The organism is Pseudomonas sp. p1(2021b), assembly GCF_020151015.1.
Taxonomy (GTDB): domain Bacteria; phylum Pseudomonadota; class Gammaproteobacteria; order Pseudomonadales; family Pseudomonadaceae; genus Aquipseudomonas; species Aquipseudomonas putida_K.
Window position 1 is genome coordinate 651,378 of sequence record NZ_CP083746.1, and the last position, 23,944, is coordinate 675,321.

The following is a 23,944-nucleotide window of genomic DNA, read 5'->3' on the forward strand; positions in this document are numbered from 1 at the left end:
AGGCTATGCGACGTATTGCAGTGATGGGCGCGGCGGGGCGGATGGGCAAGACCCTCGTCGAGGCCGTGCAGCAACAGGCGCCCCAGGCGGGCCTGACGGCGGCGATCGATCGCCCCGACAGCACCCTGGTCGGGGCCGATGCCGGTGAGCTGGCGGCGCTGGGGCGCATCGGCGTGGAAATCTGTGGTGACCTGGCCAAGGTCGCCGACGAGTTCGATGTGCTGATCGACTTCACTCACCCCTCGGTGACCCTGAAGAACCTGGCGTTCTGCCGCAAGGCGGGCAAGGCCATGGTCATCGGCACCACCGGCTTCACGCCGGAAGAGAAAGAGCTGCTGGCTGAGGCGGGCAAGGAGATCCCGATCGTCTTCGCTGCCAACTTCAGCGTTGGCGTCAACCTGTGCCTGAAGTTGCTGGATACTGCAGCGCGGGTGTTGGGCGACGAGGTGGACATCGAAATCATCGAGGCGCACCACCGGCACAAGGTCGATGCGCCGTCCGGTACCGCGCTGCGCATGGGCGAGGTGGTGGCCCAGGCGCTGGGGCGTGACCTGGGTGAAGTGGCGGTCTATGGTCGCGAAGGCCAGACCGGTGCCCGTGATCGCCAGACCATCGGTTTCGCCACGGTGCGGGCCGGCGACGTGGTGGGTGACCACACCGTGCTGTTCGCCGCGGAAGGCGAGCGCGTCGAGATCACCCACAAGGCCTCCAGTCGCATGACCTTCGCCAAGGGGGCGGTGCGTGCCGCGCTGTGGCTGGATGGGCGCGAGCCAGGCCTGTACGACATGCAGGATGTGCTCGAGCTGCGTTGATCGTAATGGGGTCGCTTCGCGGCACAAGGTAGCTCCTACAGGTCTGGCGCCGCTCTCGAAGGCGGTGAGGTGCTTGTAGGGGCTTGTCCCGCGATTGCATTTGATCAGGCAGCACTGTCGCCTGTCGCATTCCCGTGTTTCAGAGACACATACGCGGTAGACCTAAAACGTAATTTTCTGTAAGCTACAGCTTTAGTGTGTCCACTAAAAGCGCGCAGACAAATTCAGCATAAAAGCGGGGTGACGTGTCCATACGTCATTCCGCTTTTTTGCAACCTGCGATCGCCCTTTCAGGCTTGATTTACGGGAGGTCTTCTTGACTAAGCCAGCCATACTCGCCCTTGCCGATGGCAGCATTTTTCGCGGTGAAGCCATCGGAGCCGACGGTCAAACCGTTGGTGAGGTGGTGTTCAACACCGCTATGACCGGCTACCAGGAAATCCTTACAGACCCTTCCTATGCCCAGCAAATCGTCACCCTGACTTACCCGCACATCGGCAATACCGGCACCACCCCTGAAGACGCTGAGTCCAATCGCGTCTGGTCCGCCGGCCTGGTCATCCGCGACCTGCCGCTGCTGGCCAGCAACTGGCGCAACACCCAGTCGCTGCCTGAATACCTGAAAGCCAACAACGTCGTGGCCATCGCCGGCATCGACACCCGCCGCCTGACCCGTATCCTGCGCGAAAAAGGCGCTCAGAACGGCTGCATCCTGGCCGGTGACGACATCAGCGAAGAAGCCGCCATCGCCGCTGCCCGCGCCTTCCCGGGCCTCAAGGGCATGGACCTGGCCAAGGAAGTGTCCACCAAGGATCGCTATGAGTGGCGCTCCAGCGTGTGGAACCTGGCAACCGACAGCCACCCGACCCTGGAAGCGGCCGACCTGCCCTACCACGTGGTGGCCTACGACTACGGCGTCAAGCTGAACATCCTGCGCATGCTGGTCGCCCGTGGCTGCCGCTTGACCGTGGTGCCGGCCCAGACCCCAGCCAGCGAAGTCCTGGCCCTGAACCCTGATGGCGTGTTCCTCTCCAACGGCCCTGGCGACCCCGAGCCGTGCGATTACGCGATCCAGGCGATCAAGGATATCCTCGAGACCGACATCCCGGTCTTCGGTATCTGCCTGGGCCACCAGCTGTTGGCCCTGGCCTCCGGCGCCAAGACCATGAAAATGGGCCACGGCCACCACGGTGCCAACCACCCGGTCCAGGATCTGGACAGTGGCGTGGTCATGATCACCAGCCAGAACCACGGTTTCGCCGTCGACGAAGCCACCCTGCCGGGCAATGTTCGCGCCATCCACAAGTCGCTGTTCGACGGCACCCTGCAGGGTATCGAGCGTACCGACAAGAGCGCGTTCAGCTTCCAGGGCCACCCTGAAGCGAGCCCAGGCCCGACCGACGTCGCGCCACTGTTCGATCGTTTCATCGATGCCATGGCCAAGCGCCGCTGAGCATCCTGCATCAAGGCCCCGGGGCGGCTCGCGCCGCGCCCGGAAGCGCCTGACCCAGATTGTTCAAGACGGCTTGCCGACTGACCCGCGGATTTGAGTGACAACCCATGCCAAAACGTACAGACATCAAAAGCATCCTGATTCTCGGCGCCGGCCCGATCGTGATCGGCCAGGCCTGTGAATTCGACTATTCCGGCGCCCAGGCCTGCAAGGCCCTGCGCGAGGAAGGCTTCCGCGTCATCCTGGTGAACTCCAACCCGGCCACCATCATGACCGACCCGGCCATGGCCGACGCCACCTACATCGAGCCGATCAAATGGCAATCGGTGGCCAAGATCATCGAAAAGGAACGCCCGGACGCGCTGCTGCCGACCATGGGGGGCCAGACCGCCCTGAACTGCGCCCTGGACCTCGAGCGCCACGGCGTGCTGGAGAAGTTCGGCGTGGAAATGATCGGCGCCAATGCCGACACCATCGACAAGGCCGAAGACCGTTCGCGTTTCGACCAGGCGATGAAGGCTATCGGCCTGGAGTGCCCGCGCTCCGGTATCGCCCACAGCATGGAAGAAGCCAATGCGGTGCTCGAGCGCCTGGGCTTCCCCTGCATCATCCGCCCGTCGTTCACCATGGGCGGTACCGGTGGTGGTATCGCCTACAACCGTGAAGAATTCGAAGAAATCTGCGCCCGCGGCCTGGACCTGTCGCCGACCAAGGAGCTGCTGATCGACGAATCGCTGATCGGCTGGAAGGAATACGAGATGGAGGTTGTCCGCGACAAGAAGGACAACTGCATCATCGTCTGCTCCATCGAGAACTTCGACCCGATGGGCGTGCACACCGGCGACTCGATCACTGTCGCTCCGGCGCAGACCCTGACCGACAAGGAATACCAGATCATGCGCAACGCCTCGCTGGCGGTGCTGCGTGAAATCGGCGTCGAGACCGGTGGTTCCAACGTGCAGTTCGGTATCTGCCCGAACACCGGCCGCATGGTCGTGATCGAGATGAACCCGCGGGTATCGCGTTCCTCGGCCTTGGCCTCGAAGGCCACCGGCTTCCCGATCGCCAAAATCGCCGCCAAGCTGGCTGTCGGCTACACCCTCGACGAGCTGCAGAACGACATCACCGGCGGTCGTACCCCGGCATCCTTCGAGCCTTCCATCGACTACGTAGTCACCAAGCTGCCGCGCTTCGCCTTCGAGAAGTTCCCGAAAGCCGACGCCCGCCTGACCACCCAGATGAAGTCCGTGGGTGAGGTCATGGCCATCGGCCGTACCTTCCAGGAGTCCATGCAGAAAGCCCTGCGCGGCCTGGAAGTCGGCGCCTGCGGCCTGGACCCGAAGGTCGACCTGGCCAACCCGGAAGCCATGAGCATTCTCAAGCGTGAGCTGACTGTGCCGGGCGCCGAGCGTATCTGGTACGTCGCCGATGCCTTCCGTGCCGGCATGAGCCGTGACGAAATCTTCGCCCTGACCAAGATCGACCACTGGTTCCTGGTGCAGATCGAAGACTTGATCCAGGAAGAAGAGAAGGTCAAGACCCTGGGCCTGGCCGCCATCGACAAGGCACTGATGCTGCGCCTCAAGCGCAAGGGCTTCTCCGACCAGCGTCTGGCCAAGCTGCTGGGCGTGACCGACAAGAACCTGCGCCGTCACCGCCACAAGCTGGAGGTGCTGCCGGTCTACAAGCGCGTCGACACCTGCGCCGCCGAGTTCGCCACCGACACCGCCTACCTGTACTCCACCTATGAGGAAGAGTGCGAGGCCAACCCGTCGACCCGCGACAAGATCATGATCCTCGGTGGTGGCCCGAACCGTATCGGCCAAGGCATCGAGTTCGACTACTGCTGCGTGCATGCAGCCCTGGCACTGCGCGAAGACGGTTACGAGACCATCATGGTCAACTGCAACCCGGAAACCGTCTCCACCGACTACGACACCTCCGACCGCCTGTACTTCGAGCCGCTGACCCTGGAAGACGTGCTGGAAATCTGCCGTGTCGAGAAGCCAAAAGGCGTCATCGTCCACTACGGCGGCCAGACTCCGCTGAAACTGGCGCGCGCGTTGGAAGAAGCCGGCGTGCCGATCATCGGTACCAGCCCGGACGCCATCGACCGTGCCGAAGACCGTGAGCGTTTCCAGCAGATGGTCCAGCGCCTGAACCTGCGCCAGCCGCCAAACGCCACCGTGCGCAGCGAAGACGAAGCCATTCGCGCCGCCGGCGACATCGGCTATCCGCTGGTGGTGCGTCCGTCCTACGTGTTGGGTGGCCGTGCCATGGAAATCGTTTACGAGCTGGACGAGCTCAAGCGCTACCTGCGCGAAGCGGTCCAGGTGTCCAACGACAGCCCGGTACTGCTCGACCACTTCCTCAACTGCGCCATCGAGATGGACGTGGATGCGGTCTGCGACGGTACCGACGTGGTGATCGGCGCGATCATGCAGCACATCGAGCAGGCCGGCGTGCACTCCGGTGACTCCGCGTGCTCGCTGCCGCCGTACTCGCTGCCGGCCAACGTCCAGGACGAAGTCCGCGAGCAGGTCCGCAAGATGGCCCTGGAGCTGGGCGTGGTCGGCCTGATGAACGTGCAGCTGGCCCTGCAGGGTGACAAGATCTATGTGATCGAAGTCAACCCGCGCGCCTCGCGTACCGTGCCGTTCGTCTCCAAGTGCATCGGCACCTCTCTGGCGATGATCGCGGCCCGTGTCATGGCCGGCAAGTCGTTGAAGGAGCTGGGCTTCACCAAGGAAATCATCCCGAACTTCTACAGCGTCAAGGAAGCCGTCTTCCCGTTCGCCAAGTTCCCGGGTGTTGACCCGATCCTCGGCCCTGAGATGAAATCCACCGGTGAAGTCATGGGCGTCGGCGACAGCTTCGGTGAAGCCTTCGCCAAGGCCCAGATGGGCGCCAGCGAAATCCTGCCTTGCAGCGGTACCGCGTTCATCAGCGTGCGCGACGACGACAAGCCACAAGTGGCCGGTGTCGCCCGCGACCTGATCGCCCTGGGCTTCGAAGTGGTCGCTACCGCGGGCACCGCCAAGGTCATCGAGGCGGCAGGCCTGAAGGTGCGCCGCGTGAACAAGGTGACCGAAGGTCGCCCGCACGTGGTCGACATGATCAAGAACGACGAAGTGTCGCTGATCATCAACACCACCGAAGGCCGCCAGTCGATCGCCGATTCCTACTCGATTCGTCGCAATGCGCTGCAGCACAAGATTTACTGCACCACGACCATTGCGGCAGGTGAAGCCATCTGTGAAGCGCTGAAATTCGGTCCCGAGAAGACCGTTCGTCGCTTGCAGGATCTGCACGCAGGATTGAACGCATGAGCATTACCAAGTACCCGATGACCGTCCAGGGCGCTCGCGCCCTGGAAGAGGAGCTGCTCTTCTTGAGCAAGACCGAGCGCCCGCGCCTGAGCCAGGCGATTGGCGAGGCGCGTGAGCTGGGTGACCTGAAGGAAAACGCCGAATACCATGCCGCCCGCGAGGAGCAGGGCATGGTCGAGGCGCGTATCCGTGACATCGAGGGTCGCCTGCAGAACTCGGTGGTGATCGATGTCACCACCATTGCGCACACCGGCAAGGTGATCTTCGGGACCACCGTGGACCTTGAGAATACCGAGACCGGCGATCAGGTGACCTACCAGATCGTGGGTGAGGACGAGGCGGACGTAAAGAAAGGCAAGCTCTCGAACAGTGCGCCGATCGCCCGGGCCATCATCGGCAAGGAAGAAGGTGACACCGTTGTCGTCAAGACACCAAACGGCACGGTCGAGTACGAGATTGTCGAAGTCAAGCACATCTGACCGGCATCCGCGGGCGCCATCCCTCGAAGGGATCCTCTGGCAGCTGGCCCAGGTCTTCTGGGTCGGCGGCCTATGGGTATTTCATGTAGGCTTGGTGCCGGCGCTCAAGGTGACCGGCCTTGCGCCATTGCTCGTGCAGGACGTGGCTGCGCAGATCGACCGCTGGTTGATCGGCGTCGCGTTGCTCGGCCTGATGACCCAGCTGGCGGTATTGGCGAGGGTGGATGGCCTTTCAGCCTGGTGGCGACAGTTCCGCGGCCAGATGCTATTGCTCGGCTTCGGTGCCTGCATCGGCTACTACACGCTGCGCTACGGGATCTCCGTGGGCGAGCGGTGGCAAATGTTCTGTTTCCTGGTGCTGGGCTTTTCCGGCATCGTGTTGGTGGCTCAACCGGTCCCGGTCAGGCCGCGCCGGTGAATGGCGTGGCATTGCGGGGCCGCTTTGCGGCCCTTTCGCGGCACAAGGCTGCTCCTGCAGGAATTGCATTGCGCCAAAGGTCGGTGCGCCCCCTGTAGGAGCGGCCTTGTGCCGCGATGGGCTGCGCAGCAGCCCTTTGCCTTACTTGTAGCGGTGGATATTGGACAACTGCTTGTTCGGCTGCGGGTTCTTGCGGTAGATCAGCGCCTTCTTGCCGATGGTCTGCACCAGCTCGGCACGGCCGGCCTTGCACAGTTCTGCAATGGCGGCGGCACGCTCTTCGCGGTCTTCCGAGCGGATCTCGACCTTGATCAGTTCGTGATCGGTCAGGGCGCGCTCCAGTTCGGCGACCACGCCTTCGTTCAAACCATTGCCCGCGACGATCAGGACCGGCTTCAGGTCGTGACCAATCGATTTGTATTGTTTCTTCTGCTCGTTATTGAGCGGCATAATCTGACCCTTTTCGTCTGATTCTGTAAAATTGGTGGCCATTTTACCCGAGGGCCACTGGCTCCGCCCAGTCAATCACGACGCATATCATCGAGGTGCCCTGTGGCGCAACGTTCCAAGAGCAGCCATAACTGGCTGAGAGAGCATTTCAACGATCCTTTCGTCAAGCAGGCGCAAAAGGATGGCTACCGCTCGCGCGCGAGCTACAAACTGCTGGAGATCCAGGAAAAGGACAAATTGATCCGCCCTGGCATGAGCGTGATCGACCTGGGCGCGGCCCCGGGAGGCTGGTCACAGGTGACCAGTCGTCTGATCGGCGGGCAAGGGCGTCTGATCGCTTCGGACATCCTGGAAATGGACTCGATCCCCGACGTTACCTTCATCCAGGGCGATTTTACCCAGGATGAAGTGCTCCAGCGCATCCTCGAGGCGGTGGGTGATTCGCACGTGGACCTTGTGATTTCCGACATGGCCCCCAATATGAGTGGTACGCCCGCCGTGGACATGCCACGCGCCATGTTCCTCTGTGAGCTGGCCCTGGATCTCGCGACCCGCGTATTGCGCCCTGGTGGGGACTTCCTGATCAAGATCTTCCAGGGTGAGGGTTTCGACCAGTACCTCAAGGATGTACGCAGCAAGTTCGACAAGGTGCAAATGCGCAAGCCTTCGTCTTCCCGGGATCGCTCCCGCGAACAGTACCTGTTGGGCCGCGGCTTCAAAGGGGCGTGAGTGACGTTTTGCGGGGCCTCCGATAGTTATTTCCAATCGGCGGTTCCGTCCAGGATCGTCCGAACTTCGTGTAGTCTAGCTTTCACAAAGGGTTACAGACGGCGCCTGCGGATGCGTAGGTAATGTAGTAAGTTAGGGCGGTGAATATCATGCGAGGCACGGCAGCGTCGTGCGCTGGCCTCAGAGGGTAGCTAATTGAACGACATGGCAAAGAATTTGATCCTGTGGTTGATCATCGCGGCAGTCCTCGTGACGGTGATGAACAACTTCTCCAGCCCGAACGAGCCGCAGACCCTCAACTACTCCGACTTCATTCAGCAGGTCAAGGACGGTAAGGTCGAGCGTGTCACCGTCGACGGCTATGTCATTACCGGCAAGCGCACCGACGGCGACAACTTCAAGACCATCCGCCCGGCCATCACCGACAACGGCCTGATCGGCGACCTGGTCGACAACCACGTCACCGTCGAAGGCAAGCAGCCCGAGCAGCAGAGCATCTGGACCCAGTTGCTGGTGGCCAGCTTCCCGATCCTGGTGATCATTGCCGTGTTCATGTTCTTCATGCGCCAGATGCAAGGGGGCGCGGGCGGCAAGGGCGGCCCGATGAGCTTCGGCAAGAGCAAGGCGCGCCTGTTGTCCGAAGACCAGGTCAAGACCACCCTGGCTGACGTCGCTGGTTGCGACGAGGCCAAGGAAGAGGTCGGCGAACTGGTCGAGTTCCTGCGCGACCCGGGCAAGTTCCAGCGCCTGGGTGGCCGCATTCCGCGTGGCGTACTGATGGTCGGCCCGCCCGGTACCGGTAAGACCCTGCTGGCCAAGGCCATCGCGGGCGAGGCCAAGGTGCCGTTCTTCACCATTTCCGGTTCCGACTTCGTCGAGATGTTCGTCGGCGTGGGTGCCAGCCGTGTCCGTGACATGTTCGAGCAGGCGAAGAAGCACGCGCCTTGCATCATCTTCATCGACGAGATCGACGCTGTGGGTCGCCATCGTGGTGCCGGCATGGGCGGTGGTCACGACGAGCGCGAGCAGACCCTCAACCAGTTGCTGGTCGAGATGGACGGCTTCGAGATGAACGACGGCATCATCGTGATCGCCGCCACCAACCGTCCGGATGTCCTGGACCCTGCGCTGCTGCGTCCTGGCCGCTTCGACCGCCAGGTGGTGGTCGGCCTGCCGGATATCCGTGGTCGTGAGCAGATCCTCAAGGTGCACATGCGCAAGGTGCCGGTCGGCGAGAACGTCAACGCGGCTGTCATCGCTCGTGGTACCCCCGGCTTCTCCGGTGCTGACCTCGCCAACCTGGTCAACGAGGCCTCGCTGTTCGCCGCTCGCGCCAGCAAGCGCCTGGTCGAGATGAAGGAGTTCGAGCTGGCCAAGGACAAGATCATGATGGGCGCCGAGCGCAAGACCATGGTCATGTCCGAGAAGGAAAAACAGAACACGGCCTACCATGAGGCGGGCCATGCCATCGTCGGTCGCCTCGTTCCCGAGCACGACCCGGTGTACAAGGTTTCGATCATCCCGCGCGGTCGTGCGCTGGGCGTGACCATGTTCCTTCCCGAGGAAGATCGCTACAGCCTGTCCAAGCGTGCGCTGATCAGCCAGATCTGCTCGCTGTATGGTGGCCGTATCGCCGAGGAAATGACCCTGGGCTTCGACGGCGTCACCACCGGTGCCTCCAACGACATCATGCGCGCCAGCCAGATCGCCCGGAACATGGTCACCAAGTGGGGCCTGTCCGAGAAGCTTGGCCCGCTGATGTATGCCGAGGAGGAGGGCGAGGTGTTCCTCGGTCGCAGCGCGGCGAGCCAGCATGCCAGCGTGTCGGGCGAGACGGCCAAGCTGATCGACTCCGAGGTGCGCAGCATCATCGATCACTGCTACGCCACGGCCAAGCAGATCCTGACCGACAACCGCGACAAGCTCGACGCCATGGCCGAGGCCCTGATGAAGTACGAGACCATCGATGCCGACCAGATCGACGACATCATGGCAGGCCGTACGCCGCGCGAACCGCGTGACTGGGACAACGACGCCGGTACCTCCGGCAACCCGGCCTCCCAGGGCGATCGTCCGGAGTCGCCGATCGGCGGTCCAGCGGCTCAACACTAAGGGCACCTATGACCTCACAGCAGTACCCGACCCGGTTGCCTTGCGGCAACCGGGTTCTTGATTTGTCCCGTACCCATGTCATGGGTATCCTCAATGTCACCCCCGATTCCTTCTCCGACGGCGGGCGCTTCAGTCAGCGTGACGAGGCCTTGCGCCACGCCGAGGCGATGGTGGCGGCCGGCGCGACCCTGATCGATATCGGTGGCGAGTCCACCCGCCCTGGGGCGCGGGCGGTTTCGCCCACCGAGGAGCTGGAGCGCGTGGCGCCCATGGTCGAGGCGATCAACAGCCGCCTTGACGTGATCATCTCGGTCGACACGTCTACGCCAGCCGTCATGCGCGAGTCGGCCCGCCTGGGCGCAGGCCTGATCAACGATGTGCGCGCCCTGGAGCGCGACGGCGCGCTGGATGCAGCCGCGGCCACCGGCTTGCCGGTGTGTCTCATGCACATGCGTGGCGAGCCCGGCAACATGCAGGACAATCCACATTACGACGATGTGTCCGTGGATGTGACGCGCTATCTTGAAGAGCGGATGGCGGCATGCGCAGCCGCCGGGATCGACGCCGAACGGATCATCCTCGATCCGGGCTTCGGTTTCGCCAAGACGCTCGAGCATAACCTGAGCCTGTTCAAACACATGGAAGTGCTCTACCGCCTGGGGCGCCCGTTGCTGGTCGGGGTCTCGCGCAAGAGCATGATCGGCCTGACGCTGGATCGTCCTGTCGGTGAGCGGCTTTACGGCAGCCTGGCGCTGGCCGCGCTGGCCATGACCAAGGGTGCGAGCATCCTGCGCGTGCACGACGTGGCCGAAACCGTCGACGTGGTACGCATGATTGCCGCGGTGCAGAACGCCGAATAAGAACATTGGAGTCCCTATGAGCAGAAAATACTTTGGTACCGACGGCATCCGTGGCCGCGTCGGCGAATACCCGATCACTCCCGACTTCATGCTGAAGCTGGGTTGGGCGGCGGGCATGGCCTTCCGCAAGCAAGGCAATTGCCGCGTGCTGGTGGGCAAGGACACGCGCATCTCCGGCTACATGTTCGAGTCCGCTCTCGAGGCCGGCCTGTCCGCGGCTGGTGCCGACGTGTTGCTGCTGGGGCCGATGCCGACGCCGGCGATCGCCTACCTGACGCGTACCTTCCACGCCGAAGCCGGTATCGTCATCAGCGCTTCGCACAACCCGCACGATGACAACGGCATCAAGTTCTTCTCCGGCCAGGGCACCAAGCTGCCCGACGAAGTCGAGCTGATGATCGAGGAGCTGCTCGACCAGCCCATGACCGTGGTCGAGTCGAGCAAGCTGGGCAAGGTGTCGCGCATCAACGACGCGGCCGGCCGCTACATCGAATTCTGCAAGAGCAGCGTGCCGAGCAGTACCAGCTTCGATGGGCTCAAGCTGGTGGTCGACTGCGCCCATGGCGCGACCTACAAGGTGGCGCCAAGCGTCTTCCGTGAGCTGGGGGCGGAGGTCACCGTGCTGCACGCCCAGCCTGATGGCCTGAACATTAATGAAAACTGCGGCTCGACCCATATCGAATCGCTGCAGGCTGCCGTACTGGTGGGGCATGCCGACCTGGGCATCGCCTTTGACGGTGATGGTGATCGGGTGCTGATGGTCGACCATACCGGCGCCATCGTCGATGGTGACGAGCTGCTGTTCATCATTGCCCGCGACCTCAAGGACCGTGGCAAGCTGCAAGGCGGCGTGGTGGGCACCCTGATGAGCAACCTGGGCCTGGAGCTCGCGCTCAAGGACCTCGATATTCCGTTCGCTCGGGCCAAGGTTGGCGACCGTTACGTGATGGCCGAACTGCTTGAGCGTGACTGGCAGCTCGGTGGCGAGAACTCTGGGCATGTGGTGTGCGGCAACCACACCACCACCGGCGATGCGATCATCGCGGCGCTTCAGGTGCTGATGGCGCTCAAGCGCCGGGGCGAGACCCTGGCCCAGGCGCGCCAAGGGCTGCGCAAGTGCCCGCAGGTATTGATCAACGTGCGCTTCGGTGCAAGCAAGGTCGACCCGCTGGAAAACCCCGCCGTGCAGGAGGCCAGTGCCAAGGTCACCGAGGCCATGGCCGGTCGCGGCCGGGTGCTGCTGCGCAAGTCTGGCACCGAGCCTTTGGTTCGGGTGATGGTCGAAGGCGACGACGAAAACCAGGTCCGTGGCCATGCCGAGGCATTGGCCAAGCTGGTTGGCGAAGTTTGTGCCTGAAAGACGCTTGCCAGCACAGTTCGGGTTGGGTAAGATCTGCGCCCACTTTGACCGACGAGGTAAAGCATGCGTCGCCCCATGGTAGCTGGTAACTGGAAGATGCACGGTACCCGCGCCAGCGTCGCTGAGCTGACCGAGGGCTTGAGCAATCTGGCCCTACCGAGCGGTGTGGAAGTCGCGGTGTTTCCACCGGCGCTGTTCATCAATCAGGTAATTGATGGGCTGCAAGGGAAGGGGATCATCGTCGGAGCCCAGAATTCTGCTGTACAGCCCGAGCAGGGCGCGCTGACCGGGGAAATCTCACCGGTTCAGTTAGCTGAGGTGGGCTGCAAGCTTGTGTTGATCGGGCATTCGGAGCGTCGCCAAGTCATTGGCGAGAATGACGAAGTGCTCAACCGCAAGTTCGCAGCTGCCCAGGCAAGTGGTTTGAAGCCGGTGCTCTGCGTAGGGGAAACCCTCGAGGAGCGCGAGGCAGGCAAGACGCTCGAAGTCGTCGGGCGTCAACTGAGCAGTATCATCGACGCGTTCGGTGTTGCCGCTTTTGCCGATGCGGTAATCGCCTATGAGCCTGTTTGGGCCATCGGCACAGGTCTGACGGCCTCGCCCCAGCAAGCCCAGGATGTGCATGCAGCCATTCGGGCGCAGTTGGCGGCGCTGGACGCTGAAGTTGCCCAGAACGTGCAGCTTCTCTACGGCGGCAGCGTGAAGGCGGCCAATGCGGCCGAACTGTTCGGCATGCCGGATATCGATGGGGGGCTCATTGGTGGAGCGTCCCTGAACGCAGACGAATTCGGTGCAATTTGTCGCGCCGCAGGAAACTGAACAAATGCTGGAAACAGTCGTAGTTGTTTTTCATCTGTTGGCGGCCGTGGCACTCGTAGTGTTCGTGTTGCTGCAACAGGGTAAAGGTGCGGAAGCAGGTGCATCTTTCGGCGCAGGTGCTTCAAATACTGTGTTCGGAAGCCAAGGTTCCGCTACCTTTTTGAGTAAAGTTACTGCTATACTTGCTGCCACTTTCTTTTTGACTGCTCTTGGGTTAGGATACTTCGCTAAAGAGAAAGCTCACCAGCTGACTCAAGCAGGTCTGCCAGATCCAGCAGTGCTGGAAGTCAAAGAGCAGAAGCCGGCAGTAAATGATGATGTACCGGTGCTCCAGGAGAAGAAGAGCGAAACCACCAACACTGGTGATGTACCTCCTCCAACCGAAGAGCAGAAGTAACGGGTTTCAAGAAGTAGTATTGCCGAGGTGGTGGAATTGGTAGACACGCAACCTTGAGGTGGTTGTGCCCATAGGGTGTAGGGGTTCGAGTCCCCTTCTCGGTACCAATTGAAGCATGAGAGCCCGCTTTAGCGGGCTTTCTTGCAGGTGGAGGTCGGATTGACCCTGTAACGGGTTCGGTCTTATACTTTCGCCCCAGCTTTGTCGCGGGGTGGAGCAGCTTGGTAGCTCGTCGGGCTCATAACCCGAAGGTCGTTGGTTCAAATCCAGCCCCCGCAACCAGCTTCAGCGGAGCCCCTTTTCAGGGGCTTTTTGCTAGCTGAACAGTTCTTCGCGTCGTTGTCCAACGGCGCTTTCAGGGATGGGCGCTTTGCCCATTTTTTATTTGCACAGCATGCACGAGGGGGTTCAGGTGTCGAGCAAGCTAGAACAGTTGCAGGCCTTGTTGGCCCCGGTGGTCGAGGGTCTGGGCTATCAATGCTGGGGGATCGAGTACGTTTCCCAGGGTAAGCATTCGGTACTGCGTATCTATATCGACAAGGAAGGCGGGATCCTGGTCGACGACTGCGAAGCGGTCAGTCGCCAAGCCAGCGCCATCCTCGATGTGGAAGACCCGATCACCAACGAATATACCCTTGAGGTGTCCTCTCCTGGCATGGACCGCCCACTGTTCACTCTGGAACAGTTTGCCTCGCATGCCGGCGAACAAGTGAAGATCAAGCTGCGTACGCCCTTCGAAGGTCGTCGTAACTTCCAGGGCCTTCTCCGCGGCGTGGAGGACCAGGATGTGGTGGTCCAGGTGGACAACCATGAATTCCTGCTGCCGATCGACTCGATCGACAAGGCCAATATTATTCCCAGTTTTGACTGAGACGTGCCGGGCCCGGCGGACTATCCGGGCCCAATGGCTTGCGCAAGGCGAGGCGTACGATGAGCAAAGAAGTACTGCTGGTTGTTGAATCGGTATCCAACGAAAAAGGTGTACCGCCCGGCGTCATTTTCGAAGCGCTGGAAGTGGCCCTGGCCACTGCAACCAAAAAACGTTTTGAGGACGAAGTCGACCTGCGTGTGGAAATCAACCGCCACACCGGTAGCTACGAGACCTTCCGTCGCTGGACCGTGGTCGACGAGAACGACCTGGACGATCCGGCGATCGAGACCTGGCTGAGCAAGATCCAGGACACGCATCCGGACGCCAAGATCGGTGACGTGATCGAAGAGAAGATCGAGTCGATCGAGTTCGGCCGCATCGCCGCCCAGACCGCCAAGCAGGTGATCGTGCAGAAGGTTCGCGAAGCCGAGCGCGCCCAGGTGGTCGACGCCTACCGCGAACGTGTTGGCGAGATCATCTCCGGCACGGTCAAGAAGGTGACCCGCGACAACGTCATCGTCGACCTGGGCAACAACGCCGAGGCGTTGCTGGCCCGTGAAGACATCATTCCACGTGAGACCTTCCGTGTCGGCGTGCGCCTGCGCGCACTGCTCAAGGAGATCCGCACCGAGAATCGCGGCCCGCAGCTGATCCTGTCGCGCACCGCGCCTCAGATGCTGATCGAGCTGTTCCGCATCGAAGTGCCGGAAATCGCCGAAGGCCTCATCGAAGTCATGGCCGCCTCCCGTGATCCGGGGTCGCGTGCCAAGATCGCCGTCCGCTCCAAGGACAAGCGCATCGACCCGCAAGGTGCCTGCATCGGCATGCGCGGTTCGCGCGTCCAGGCCGTATCCGGCGAGCTGGGCGGTGAGCGCGTGGATATCGTCCTGTGGGACGAGAACCCGGCGCAATTCGTCATCAACGCCATGTCGCCTGCCGAGGTTGCAGCGATCATCGTTGATGAGGACGCCCATGCGATGGACATTGCCGTCGCCGAAGACAACCTGGCCCAGGCCATTGGCCGTGGCGGTCAGAACGTTCGCCTGGCCAGTCAGCTGACCGGCTGGACCCTGAACGTGATGACCGAGAAGGATATCCAGGCCAAGCAGCAAGCAGAAACCGGCGACATCCTGCGCAATTTCATCGAGGAACTGGAAGTCGACGAGGAGCTGGCCCAAGTGCTGGTCGACGAAGGCTTCACCAGCCTCGAGGAAATTGCCTACGTACCGTTGGAAGAAATGCTCAACATCGATGGCTTTGACGAGGACATCGTCAATGAGCTTCGCGCTCGTGCCAAGGACCGTTTGTTGACCAAGGCCATCGCTACCGAAGAAAAACTGGCAGACGCCCACCCGGCCGACGACCTGCTCTCCCTCGAGGGCATGGACAAGGACCTGGCGGCGGAACTGGCGGTGCGCGGCGTGGTTAACCGCGAAGACCTGGCCGAGCAGTCGATTGACGATCTGCTCGACATCGACGGCATCGACGAAGAGCGTGCCGGCAAGTTGATCATGGCCGCCCGAGCCCACTGGTTCGAGTAATTAGGCGTGGCCTGAGGAGAGAAGTGCATGACGCAAGTCACGGTGAAAGAGCTGGCCCAAGAGGTCGAGGCACCGGTAGAGCGCCTGCTGCAGCAGATGCGTGAGGCAGGTCTGCCGCACACCGACGCCGGTCAGGTAGTGACCGACAATGAAAAGCAGGTTCTGCTGACTCATTTGAAGAGCAGCCACAAGAGCAAGGCGGAAGAGCCGCGCAAGATCACCTTGCAGCGCAAGACCACCAGCACCCTGCGTGTCGCCGGTAGCAAGAGCATCAGCGTAGAAGTACGCAAGAAGAAAGTATTCGTGCAGCGCAGCCCGGAAGAAATCCAGGCTGAGCAGAAGCGTGAGCTGGAAGAGCGCCGTGCAGCCGAAAACGCTGCTCGCGAAAAAGCCGACGCCGAAGCGCGCCAGCGCGCCGAAGAGCAGGCCCGTCGCCAGGCCGCCGAAGCCGCCTCCGCGGCGCCTGCGGCCAAGGCCGAGCCGGCTCCGGCGCCTGTCGCCGCACCGGTAGTGGCCGAGGCCCCAGTCTCCGAAGACGCAGCCGCCCGTGCCGCCGAGCGCAAGAAGGACGAGACCCGCCGCAACGAAAGCCGTACCCGCGACGACGACCGTCGTGGGGGTGGCGAGCGCCGTGGCGAAGCCCCGCGCGTTTCGATCAAGGTCAAGGTCAAGGAAAAGGAAAAAGCGCCTACGCCTCGCGCAGCGCCTCGTACCACCGACGAAGAGAGCGATGGTTTCCGTCGCGGTCGCGGTGGCAAGGGCAAGCCGAAGAAGCGCAACCAGCACGGCTTCCAGAACCCGACCGGTCCAGTCATCCGTGACGTGACCATCGGCGAGACCATCACCGTTTCCGAGCTGGCGCAGCAGATGTCGGTCAAGGCCGCTGAAGTCGTCAAGTTCATGTTCAAGCTGGGCACCCCGGTCACCATCAACCAGGTGCTCGACCAGGAAACCGCTCAGCTGGTAGCCGAGGAACTGGGCCACAAGGTGACCCTGATCAGCGACACCGCCCTGGAAGACTCCCTGGCCGAATCGCTGAAGTTCGAAGGTGAAGTCGAGCCGCGTGCACCGGTCGTGACCGTCATGGGCCACGTCGACCACGGTAAGACCTCGCTGCTCGACTATATCCGTCGTGCCAAGGTTGCCGCTGGCGAGGCCGGTGGTATCACCCAGCACATCGGTGCCTACCACGTGGAAACCGACCGTGGCATGGTCACCTTCCTCGACACCCCAGGCCACGCCGCGTTCACCGCGATGCGTGCCCGTGGTGCCAAGGCCACCGACATCGTCATCCTGGTGGTGGCGGCGGACGACGGCGTGATGCCGCAGACCCGCGAAGCGGTACAGCACGCCAAGGCTGCCGGCGTTCCGCTGGTGGTCGCGGTGAACAAGATCGACAAGCCGGGTGCCGATATCGACCGCATCCGTAACGAGCTGGCCGTCGAAGGCGTGACCTCCGAGGACTGGGGTGGCGATACCCCGTTCGTCAAGGTCTCCGCGAAGATGGGTACCGGTGTCGACGAACTGCTCGAAGCGGTCCTGCTGCAGGCCGAGATTCTCGAGCTCACCGCCACCCCGACCGCTCCAGGCCGTGGTGTCGTGGTCGAGTCTCGCCTGGACAAGGGCCGTGGCCCGGTGGCGACCATCCTGGTCCAGGACGGTACCCTGCGTCAGGGCGACATGGTTCTGGTCGGCTCCAACTATGGCCGCGTGCGCGCCATGCTCGACGAGAACGGCAAGCCTGTGAAGGAAGCTGGCCCGTCGATCCCGGTCGAGATCCTCGGCCTGGACGGTACCCCGGAAGCCGGTGACGAGCTGTCCGTGGTCGCCGACGAGAAGAAGGCCCGCGAGGTTGCCCTGTTCCGTCAAGGCAAGTACCGCGAGGTCAAGCTGGCACGTGCTCACGCAGGCAAGCTGGAAAACATCTTCGAGACCATGGGTCAGGAAGAGAAGAAGACCCTCAACATCGTCCTCAAGACCGACGTGCGTGGCTCCCTGGAAGCATTGCAGGGTTCGCTGTCGAGCCTGGGCAACGACGAAGTTCAGGTGCGCGTGATCGGTGGCGGCGTCGGTGGTATCACCGAGAGCGATGCCAACCTGGCGCTGGCTTCGAATGCAGTACTGTTCGGCTTCAACGTGCGTGCCGATGCCGGTGCGCGCAAGATCGTCGAGCAGGAAGGTCTGGATATGCGTTACTACAACGTGATCTACGACATCATCGAAGACGTCAAGAAGGCCCTGACCGGCATGCTCGGCAGCGATGTTCGCGAGAACATCCTGGGTGTCGCCGAAGTGCGTGACGTGTTCCGCTCGCCGAAGTTCGGCGCCATTGCCGGCTGCATGGTCATCGAAGGTACCGTGTACCGCAACCGTCCGATCCGCGTACTGCGCGAGGACGTGGTGATCTTCGAAGGCGAACTGGAATCGCTGCGTCGCTTCAAGGACGACGCCTCCGAAGTGCGTAACGGCATGGAGTGCGGTATCGGCGTCAAGAGCTACAACGACGTCAAGGTCGGCGACAAGATCGAAGTCTTCGAGAAAGTCCAGGTGGCTCGTACCCTGTAAGGGGCGAGCGTGGCGCAGCCCCCGCCCCAGGGCGGCTGGCAGCGCCTCTGAAGGTAGCGCCCGGTCAGGCTTGAGCCTGTCCGGGCGTTTGCCGCTTTAGTTACAGGTAGCAAGAATGGCAAAAGAATATAGCCGTACCCAACGCATCGGCGATCAGATGCAGCGTGAGCTGGCCGAGCTGATCCGTCGCGAAGTCAAGGATCCGCGAGTTGGCCTGGTGACCATCACCGCCGTGGATGTCAGCCGCGACCTGGGCCATGCCAAGGTCTTCATCACCGTCATGGGCCAGGACGGCACCGATGCCGTGCCGCAGACGCTCAAGGCGCTCAACAGCGCTGCGAGCTTCCTGCGCCTGCACCTGGGCCGTGTCATGCAACTGCGCAGCGTGCCGCAGCTGCATTTCCACTTCGACGAGAGTGTCAGCCGTGGTGCCCACCTGTCGGCGCTGATCGAGCGTGCCGTGGCCGAGGATCGCCTGCACAAGGATGCCGACAAAGCGGACGCCGAGGAGTAACGGGTGGCCCAGGTCAAACGAATCCGCCGCAATGTCAGCGGCATCATCCTGCTGGACAAGCCGCTGGGGTTCACCTCCAACGCCGCCTTGCAGAAGGTCCGCTGGCTGCTCAATGCCGAGAAGGCCGGCCACACCGGTAGCCTCGACCCGCTGGCCACCGGCGTGCTGCCGCTGTGCTTCGGCGAAGCCACCAAGTTCTCCCAGTACCTGCTCGATTCCGACAAGGGCTACGAGACGGTCATGCAGCTGGGGCAGACGACCAGCACCGGCGATGCCGAGGGTGAAGTCCTGCAGAGCCGCGAGGTGACCGTTGGTCGTGCCGATATCGAGGCCGTGCTGCCGCGCTTTCGTGGTCAAATCAGCCAGATTCCGCCGATGTACTCGGCCCTCAAGCGTGACGGCCAGCCGTTGTACAAATTGGCGCGTGCAGGAGAGGTAGTGGAGCGCGAGGCGCGTTCTGTTACTATTGGCCGCTTGGAGTTGCTCGAGTGCGAAGGCACCCGGGTTCGCCTGTCGGTCGGTTGCAGCAAAGGCACCTATATTCGCACCCTGGTGGAGGATATCGGTGAGGCGCTGGGCTGTGGTGCCTATGTCGCCGAATTGCGCCGTACCCAGGCCGGCCCGTTCGAGTTGGCCCAGACCGTGACCCTCGAGGCCCTCGAGCAGGTCCATGCAGACGGTGGCAACGAAGCGCTCGACCGCTTCCTCATGCCGTCCGACAGTGGGTTGCAGGATTGGCCGCTGGTGCGTCTCTCCGAGCACAGTGCGTTCTACTGGCTGCATGGCCAGGCGGTTCGCGCCCCGGATGCCCCGCAGTTCGGCATGGTCCGGGTACAGGATCACAATGAACGCTTCATCGGTATCGGTGAAGTGAGCGAAGACGGGCGTATTGCGCCGCGTCGATTGATTCGATCTGAATGATCGAAATCGCAGGCCGAGGCCCCGGCCGAAACCTGCGGAACCGAGGGTGGCTGTCAATAGGCACGGTCACTCCTCTTCTCATTAATACAGGGACTTGTCCCTGGCCTATTGGAGACCGTTCGCGGGATCCCTTTATCAGGAGAAGCCAAATGGCCCTCAGCGTCGAAGAAAAAGCTCAGATCGTTGCCGAATACCAGCAAGCCGCCGGCGATACCGGTAGCCCGGAAGTGCAGGTTGCTCTGCTGACCGCCAACATCAACAAGCTGCAAGGCCACTTCAAGGCCAACGAAAAAGACCACCACTCCCGTCGTGGCCTGATCCGTATGGTCAACCAGCGTCGTAAGCTGCTGGACTACCTGAAGGGCAAAGACACCACTCGTTACAGCGCCCTGATCGGTCGCCTGGGCCTGCGTCGCTAATAGCGTCCTGGCCAGTGGTGTGCATGGCGTGTCGCATGTTTCGGGAATGCTGCCTGGCAGCATTCGCGTCAGGCACGCCATGCGTATCTCCGAGGTTGGCAGCCTGGCTGTGCTGAGCGGATTTTCCGCCCGGCGGCCAGGCTCCCAGCCTCGTGTTGTATCTGGACGGTCAATGGGGCCGATTCCCCGTTCTGCCCAAGCATTCGCAAGAACAAGTTCCCCCCAGAGCCACTGAAAAAGGTAGGAAACCGTGAACCCGGTAATCAAGACGTTCCAGTTCGGTCAGTCGACCGTTACTCTCGAGACAGGCCGTATCGCCCGTCAGGCCACCGGTGCTGTACTGGTCACCGTCGATAACGATGTCACCGTGCTGGTGACCGTGGTCGGTGCCAAGCAGGCCGATCCAGGCAAGGGTTTCTTCCCGCTGTCTGTCCACTACCAGGAAAAGACCTACGCCGCCGGCAAGATCCCGGGTGGCTTCTTCAAGCGTGAAGGCCGTCCTTCCGAAAAGGAAACCCTGACCTCGCGCCTGATCGACCGTCCGATCCGCCCGCTGTTCCCTGAAGGGTTCATGAACGAAGTGCAGGTCGTCTGCACCGTGGTTTCCACCAGCAAGAAGACCGACCCGGACATCGCTGCGATGATCGGTACCTCGGCTGCCCTGGCCATTTCCGGTATTCCGTTCGAAGGTCCGATCGGCGCTGCCCGTGTCGCCTTCCATGAAAGCACCGGCTACCTGCTGAACCCGACTTACGAGCAACTGCAAGCATCCAGCCTGGACATGGTCGTCGCCGGTACCGAGTCCGCGGTACTGATGGTCGAGTCCGAAGCCAAGGAACTGACCGAAGACCAGATGCTGGGCGCCGTGCTGTTCGCCCACGACGAGTTCCAGGCCGTGATCCAGGCCGTCAAGGAACTGGCTGCCGAAGCCGGCAAGCCGACCTGGGACTGGCAGGCACCTGCTGCCAACACCGAGCTGCTGAACCTGGTACGCGCCGAGTTCGGCGAGGCTATTTCCCAGGCCTACACCATTACCCTGAAGGCAGACCGCTACAACCGTCTGGGCGAGCTGCGCGACCAGGCTGTTGCCCGCCTGTCCAACGAAGAGACCGGCCCGACCGCCGGCCAGATCAAGGACATCTTCGGCGAGCTGGAATACCGCACCGTCCGCGAAAACATCGTCAACGGCAAGCCGCGTATCGATGGCCGTGACACCCGCACTGTCCGCCCGCTGAACATCGAAGTCGGTGTTCTGCCCAAGACCCATGGTTCGGCCCTGTTCACCCGTGGCGAAACCCAGGCCCTGGTCGTCGCGACCTTGGGTACTGCCCGTGACGCCCAGCTGCTGGACACCCTCGAAGGCGAGAAGAAAGACGCCTTCATGCTGCACTACAACTTCCCACCGTTCTCGGTCGGCGAGTGCGGCCGCATGGGCGGCGCCGGCCGTCGCGAGATCGGCCACGGCCGTCTGGCTCGTCGTGGCGTCCAGGCCATGCTGCCGAGCGACGACGAGTTCCCGTACACCATCCGCGTGGTATCGGAAATCACCGAATCCAACGGCTCCAGCTCCATGGCCTCGGTGTGCGGTGCTTCCCTGGCCCTGATGGACGCAGGTGTGCCGATGAAGGCGCCGGTTGCCGGTATCGCCATGGGCCTGGTCAAGGAGGGCGACAAGTTCGCGGTCCTGACCGACATCCTGGGTGACGAAGACCACCTGGGCGACATGGACTTCAAGGTTGCCGGTACCGCCAAGGGCGTCACCGCGCTGCAGATGGACATCAAGATCAACGGCATCACCGAAGAGATCATGGAAATCGCCCTGGGCCAGGCCCTGGAAGCGCGCCTGAACATCCTCGGCCAGATGAACCAGATCATTGCCCAATCGCGCAGCGAGCTGTCGGCCAACGCCCCGACCATGCTGGCCATGAAGATCGACACCGACAAGATCCGTGACGTCATCGGCAAGGGCGGCGCCACCATCCGCGCCATCTGCGAGGAAACCAAGGCTTCGATCGATATCGAAGACGACGGCTCGATCAAGATCTTCGGCGAAACCAAGGAAGCCGCTGAAGCTGCCAAGCAGCGCATCCTGGGTATCACTGCCGAGGCCGAGATCGGCAAGATCTACGTGGGCAAGGTCGAGCGCATCGTCGACTTCGGCGCCTTCGTCAACATCCTGCCGGGCAAGGACGGCCTGGTGCACATCTCCATGCTCAGCAACGAGCGTGTGGAGAAGGTCACCGACGTCCTGAAGGAAGGCCAGGAAGTCGAAGTGCTGGTACTGGACGTGGACAACCGCGGCCGTATCAAGCTGTCGATCAAGGACGTGGCGGCTGCCAAAGCCTCCGGCGTCTAAACGTCGGCGACAAAAGAAGAGCCCTGCGGGGCTCTTTTTTTTCGCCTCGATTTTTACTTTGCCCGCTTGCATCTTGCATGCAGGATTTTGCCCAGGGTTGCAAATTGCACGATGGCATTTGTTTGTCATCAACTGTAAGTTGTTGATTTTAAAGGATTTAATAATCTGAGAAAGCTGGCACAGCGCGTGCAACAGTATTCACACCTGCTGCCAGGAACGACGGCGCAGGCCTTTCGAACAACAGGAGTGACTCACATGAAGAAATTCGCCATTGCTGCCGCTACTGCCACCGCCTTGACCCTGACCATGGCTAATGCGGCATTCGCCCAGCAACCCGCCCAGCCAATGACGCTGGCGGCCGGTGAAATGACCAAGGCCAAGGAAGAAACCAAAGACACTTGGATCACCACCAAAGTGAAGGCCGACCTGATGACAGAGAAAGGCATCCCTGGCAGCGACATCAAGGTCGAGACCAACAAAGGCGTGGTCTCCCTGTCTTCCGACGTGGCCATTACCCAGTCGCAGAAAGAACAGGCGATCGCCATCACCAAGAAGATCAAGGGTGTGCAGGCCGTATCCGCTGATGGCCTGAAAGCCGAATAAGGCATGTCCCGTCGGCCAAACGGAATTGGCCACCCCTTCGCACAAGGCCGCTCCTCTCTGTAGGAGCGGCCTTTTGCCGCGATAGGGCGTACGCGTTTCCGCTCACTCCCCGCCCAGGCGCACCGGGTTGAAGGCGATCACATCGCTCTCGAAGCATTCCTGCTCAAGAATCAACGGCTCGACCAGCGGCCTGCTGTCGCGGAAATGGGCCGTCTGGGTATGGGCCTCGTACGCTGCGTCATCACGGTAGATCTCGTAGAGATAGATCACCTCGGGATCGACACGGTCCTGGGACACATCGAACACGAGGCAGCCCGGCTCGTTGGCCACCGAAGCGGCGGCATTGACCTTGATGGCCGAAAGAAAGGCTTCGGCGCTACCGGGTTTTACACGGGTCTTGATGAACAAACTGTACACAGGGTGACCCTTTTGTTTTAAATTCGGCTTCAAATTGTATACATAATAGGAGCCGAGTCCATGTCCGATCTACCCGTCCGTCCTGGCCGCCTGAATGGCTTGCGCCATCTGGCCCTGCTGGTCCCGAATCTGGAGGAGTGCGAGCGTTTCTACGTCGACCTGCTCGGCATGGAGGTGCTGCACCGTGCCCATGAAGACCTGGTGTACCTGACCTGCGGTAACGATAACCTGTCCCTGGGGCGTGCCGCAGGGGCGGCCAATGGGTTACAGACCATGGACCACTACGGGTTCATCGTCGACAGCGTGGAAGAACTCGATGCCTGGTACGCCTATTTCAAGGCCCATGGCGTGACCCTGCTGGACCGCCCGTTCGACCACGGCGATGGAGCGCGCAGCTTCCATGTGCTTGACCCAGCAGGTAACAAGGTGCAGCCGCTGTATCACCCGGCGGTGTCCGGGCAGCGGTTGGTTTGAAGGAAAGGCCTGCCAATGAGATTCGCGGGTAAACCCGCTCCCACA

At 62.0% G+C, this 23,944-nt stretch carries 22 protein-coding genes and 2 tRNA genes; 22 read left to right on the plus strand and 2 right to left on the minus strand.

All coding sequences use genetic code 11. The features are described from left to right. The first annotated feature begins 5 nt into the window (after positions 1-5). The 5 genes from dapB to K8374_RS03030 all read left to right on the plus strand — a co-directional run bounded on the left by dapB (position 6) and on the right by K8374_RS03030 (position 6,491). Positions 6-812 carry a 4-hydroxy-tetrahydrodipicolinate reductase gene (gene dapB, locus K8374_RS03010; protein ID WP_084855487.1) on the plus strand — a complete coding sequence of 269 codons (807 nt, stop codon included), beginning with the start codon at positions 6-8 and terminating at the stop codon, positions 810-812. 316 nt (positions 813-1,128) lie between these two features. Continuing rightward, positions 1,129-2,265: a glutamine-hydrolyzing carbamoyl-phosphate synthase small subunit gene (carA, locus tag K8374_RS03015; protein WP_224457878.1), complete on the plus strand. Its 1,137-nt coding sequence runs from the start codon at positions 1,129-1,131 to the stop codon at positions 2,263-2,265. A 107-nt stretch (positions 2,266-2,372) separates the two neighbouring features. Beyond that, on the plus strand, positions 2,373-5,594 hold the full coding sequence (gene carB, locus K8374_RS03020) for a carbamoyl-phosphate synthase large subunit (protein ID WP_084855485.1): 3,222 nt from the start codon (positions 2,373-2,375) through the stop codon (positions 5,592-5,594). After that, a complete protein-coding gene (greA, locus tag K8374_RS03025) occupies positions 5,591-6,073 on the plus strand; it encodes a transcription elongation factor GreA (protein ID WP_003258067.1) in 483 nt (160 codons plus the stop codon). The genes carB and greA overlap by 4 nt, the downstream gene beginning before the upstream one ends. After that, a complete protein-coding gene (locus K8374_RS03030) occupies positions 6,051-6,491 on the plus strand; it encodes an MFS transporter (protein ID WP_224457879.1) in 441 nt (146 codons plus the stop codon). Before greA ends, K8374_RS03030 begins: the two co-directional genes overlap by 23 nt. Positions 6,492-6,632: 141 nt before the next feature. Here the strand turns inward: K8374_RS03030 and yhbY are convergent, their stop codons facing one another. Next, a complete protein-coding gene (yhbY, locus tag K8374_RS03035; protein ID WP_084855483.1) occupies positions 6,633-6,941 on the minus strand; it encodes a ribosome assembly RNA-binding protein YhbY in 309 nt (102 codons plus the stop codon). A 102-nt stretch (positions 6,942-7,043) separates the two neighbouring features. Here yhbY and rlmE point away from each other — a divergent pair, with 102 nt between their 5' ends. From rlmE to K8374_RS03115, 16 genes are all read left to right on the plus strand, one after another. Continuing rightward, positions 7,044-7,670, plus strand: coding sequence for a 23S rRNA (uridine(2552)-2'-O)-methyltransferase RlmE (gene rlmE, locus K8374_RS03040; RefSeq protein WP_084855482.1), 627 nt, complete (start codon positions 7,044-7,046; stop codon positions 7,668-7,670). 204 nt (positions 7,671-7,874) lie between these two features. Then, the gene (gene ftsH, locus K8374_RS03045) at positions 7,875-9,782 is read left to right on the plus strand and encodes an ATP-dependent zinc metalloprotease FtsH (RefSeq protein ID WP_224457880.1); all 1,908 of its coding nucleotides are present in this window, start codon (positions 7,875-7,877) and stop codon (positions 9,780-9,782) included. A gap of 8 nt (positions 9,783-9,790) precedes the next feature. After that, positions 9,791-10,642 carry a dihydropteroate synthase gene (gene folP / locus K8374_RS03050; RefSeq protein ID WP_224457881.1) on the plus strand — a complete coding sequence of 284 codons (852 nt, stop codon included), beginning with the start codon at positions 9,791-9,793 and terminating at the stop codon, positions 10,640-10,642. 16 nt (positions 10,643-10,658) lie between these two features. Further along, positions 10,659-11,999, plus strand: coding sequence for a phosphoglucosamine mutase (gene glmM / locus K8374_RS03055; RefSeq protein WP_224457882.1), 1,341 nt, complete (start codon positions 10,659-10,661; stop codon positions 11,997-11,999). A 66-nt stretch (positions 12,000-12,065) separates the two neighbouring features. Continuing rightward, positions 12,066-12,821, plus strand: a complete 756-nt coding sequence (tpiA, locus tag K8374_RS03060) for a triose-phosphate isomerase (protein ID WP_224457883.1) — start codon at positions 12,066-12,068, stop codon at positions 12,819-12,821. A 4-nt stretch (positions 12,822-12,825) separates the two neighbouring features. Beyond that, positions 12,826-13,218, plus strand: a complete 393-nt coding sequence (secG, locus tag K8374_RS03065) for a preprotein translocase subunit SecG (RefSeq protein WP_224457884.1) — start codon at positions 12,826-12,828, stop codon at positions 13,216-13,218. Between the two features lie 21 nt (positions 13,219-13,239). Then, positions 13,240-13,325 (plus strand) — tRNA-Leu (locus K8374_RS03070). A 98-nt stretch (positions 13,326-13,423) separates the two neighbouring features. Further along, positions 13,424-13,500: transfer RNA gene (locus tag K8374_RS03075), tRNA-Met, on the plus strand. Positions 13,501-13,630: 130 nt separating this feature from the next. Further along, positions 13,631-14,089 carry a ribosome maturation factor RimP gene (gene rimP / locus K8374_RS03080; protein ID WP_043210161.1) on the plus strand — a complete coding sequence of 153 codons (459 nt, stop codon included), beginning with the start codon at positions 13,631-13,633 and terminating at the stop codon, positions 14,087-14,089. Between the two features lie 59 nt (positions 14,090-14,148). Then, entirely contained in the window at positions 14,149-15,630 is a 1,482-nt protein-coding gene (gene nusA / locus K8374_RS03085) for a transcription termination factor NusA (protein WP_224457885.1), read from the plus strand. Between the two features lie 27 nt (positions 15,631-15,657). Beyond that, positions 15,658-18,195, plus strand: a complete 2,538-nt coding sequence (gene infB / locus K8374_RS03090) for a translation initiation factor IF-2 (protein ID WP_224457886.1) — start codon at positions 15,658-15,660, stop codon at positions 18,193-18,195. Between the two features lie 115 nt (positions 18,196-18,310). Then, on the plus strand, positions 18,311-18,709 hold the full coding sequence (gene rbfA, locus K8374_RS03095) for a 30S ribosome-binding factor RbfA (protein WP_224457887.1): 399 nt from the start codon (positions 18,311-18,313) through the stop codon (positions 18,707-18,709). 3 nt (positions 18,710-18,712) lie between these two features. Further along, positions 18,713-19,630 carry a tRNA pseudouridine(55) synthase TruB gene (truB, locus tag K8374_RS03100; RefSeq protein ID WP_224457888.1) on the plus strand — a complete coding sequence of 306 codons (918 nt, stop codon included), beginning with the start codon at positions 18,713-18,715 and terminating at the stop codon, positions 19,628-19,630. A 149-nt stretch (positions 19,631-19,779) separates the two neighbouring features. Continuing rightward, positions 19,780-20,049, plus strand: coding sequence for a 30S ribosomal protein S15 (rpsO, locus tag K8374_RS03105; protein WP_011532144.1), 270 nt, complete (start codon positions 19,780-19,782; stop codon positions 20,047-20,049). A 250-nt stretch (positions 20,050-20,299) separates the two neighbouring features. Further along, positions 20,300-22,405, plus strand: coding sequence for a polyribonucleotide nucleotidyltransferase (gene pnp / locus K8374_RS03110; RefSeq protein WP_084855473.1), 2,106 nt, complete (start codon positions 20,300-20,302; stop codon positions 22,403-22,405). Between the two features lie 255 nt (positions 22,406-22,660). Beyond that, positions 22,661-23,008, plus strand: coding sequence for a BON domain-containing protein (locus K8374_RS03115; RefSeq protein WP_084855472.1), 348 nt, complete (start codon positions 22,661-22,663; stop codon positions 23,006-23,008). A gap of 102 nt (positions 23,009-23,110) precedes the next feature. Here the strand turns inward: K8374_RS03115 and K8374_RS03120 are convergent, their stop codons facing one another. Beyond that, positions 23,111-23,425 carry a putative quinol monooxygenase gene (locus K8374_RS03120; protein ID WP_084855471.1) on the minus strand — a complete coding sequence of 105 codons (315 nt, stop codon included), beginning with the start codon at positions 23,423-23,425 and terminating at the stop codon, positions 23,111-23,113. 60 nt (positions 23,426-23,485) lie between these two features. Between K8374_RS03120 and K8374_RS03125 the strand changes: the two genes are divergently transcribed. Further along, entirely contained in the window at positions 23,486-23,899 is a 414-nt protein-coding gene (locus tag K8374_RS03125) for a VOC family protein (RefSeq protein WP_084855470.1), read from the plus strand. Positions 23,900-23,944 lie beyond the last annotated feature (45 nt).

Coding starts and splice junctions, on each gene's coding strand:
- dapB (WP_084855487.1), top strand. CDS start 6: ATGCGACGTATTGCAGTGATGGGCGCGGCGGGGCGGATGGGCAAGACC.
- carB (WP_084855485.1), top strand. CDS start 2,373: ATGCCAAAACGTACAGACATCAAAAGCATCCTGATTCTCGGCGCCGGC.
- greA (WP_003258067.1), top strand. CDS start 5,591: ATGAGCATTACCAAGTACCCGATGACCGTCCAGGGCGCTCGCGCCCTG.
- yhbY (WP_084855483.1), bottom strand. CDS start 6,941: ATGCCGCTCAATAACGAGCAGAAGAAACAATACAAATCGATTGGTCAC.
- ftsH (WP_224457880.1), top strand. CDS start 7,875: ATGGCAAAGAATTTGATCCTGTGGTTGATCATCGCGGCAGTCCTCGTG.
- folP (WP_224457881.1), top strand. CDS start 9,791: ATGACCTCACAGCAGTACCCGACCCGGTTGCCTTGCGGCAACCGGGTT.
- glmM (WP_224457882.1), top strand. CDS start 10,659: ATGAGCAGAAAATACTTTGGTACCGACGGCATCCGTGGCCGCGTCGGC.
- tpiA (WP_224457883.1), top strand. CDS start 12,066: ATGCGTCGCCCCATGGTAGCTGGTAACTGGAAGATGCACGGTACCCGC.
- secG (WP_224457884.1), top strand. CDS start 12,826: ATGCTGGAAACAGTCGTAGTTGTTTTTCATCTGTTGGCGGCCGTGGCA.
- nusA (WP_224457885.1), top strand. CDS start 14,149: ATGAGCAAAGAAGTACTGCTGGTTGTTGAATCGGTATCCAACGAAAAA.
- infB (WP_224457886.1), top strand. CDS start 15,658: ATGACGCAAGTCACGGTGAAAGAGCTGGCCCAAGAGGTCGAGGCACCG.
- rbfA (WP_224457887.1), top strand. CDS start 18,311: ATGGCAAAAGAATATAGCCGTACCCAACGCATCGGCGATCAGATGCAG.
- rpsO (WP_011532144.1), top strand. CDS start 19,780: ATGGCCCTCAGCGTCGAAGAAAAAGCTCAGATCGTTGCCGAATACCAG.
- K8374_RS03115 (WP_084855472.1), top strand. CDS start 22,661: ATGAAGAAATTCGCCATTGCTGCCGCTACTGCCACCGCCTTGACCCTG.
- K8374_RS03125 (WP_084855470.1), top strand. CDS start 23,486: ATGTCCGATCTACCCGTCCGTCCTGGCCGCCTGAATGGCTTGCGCCAT.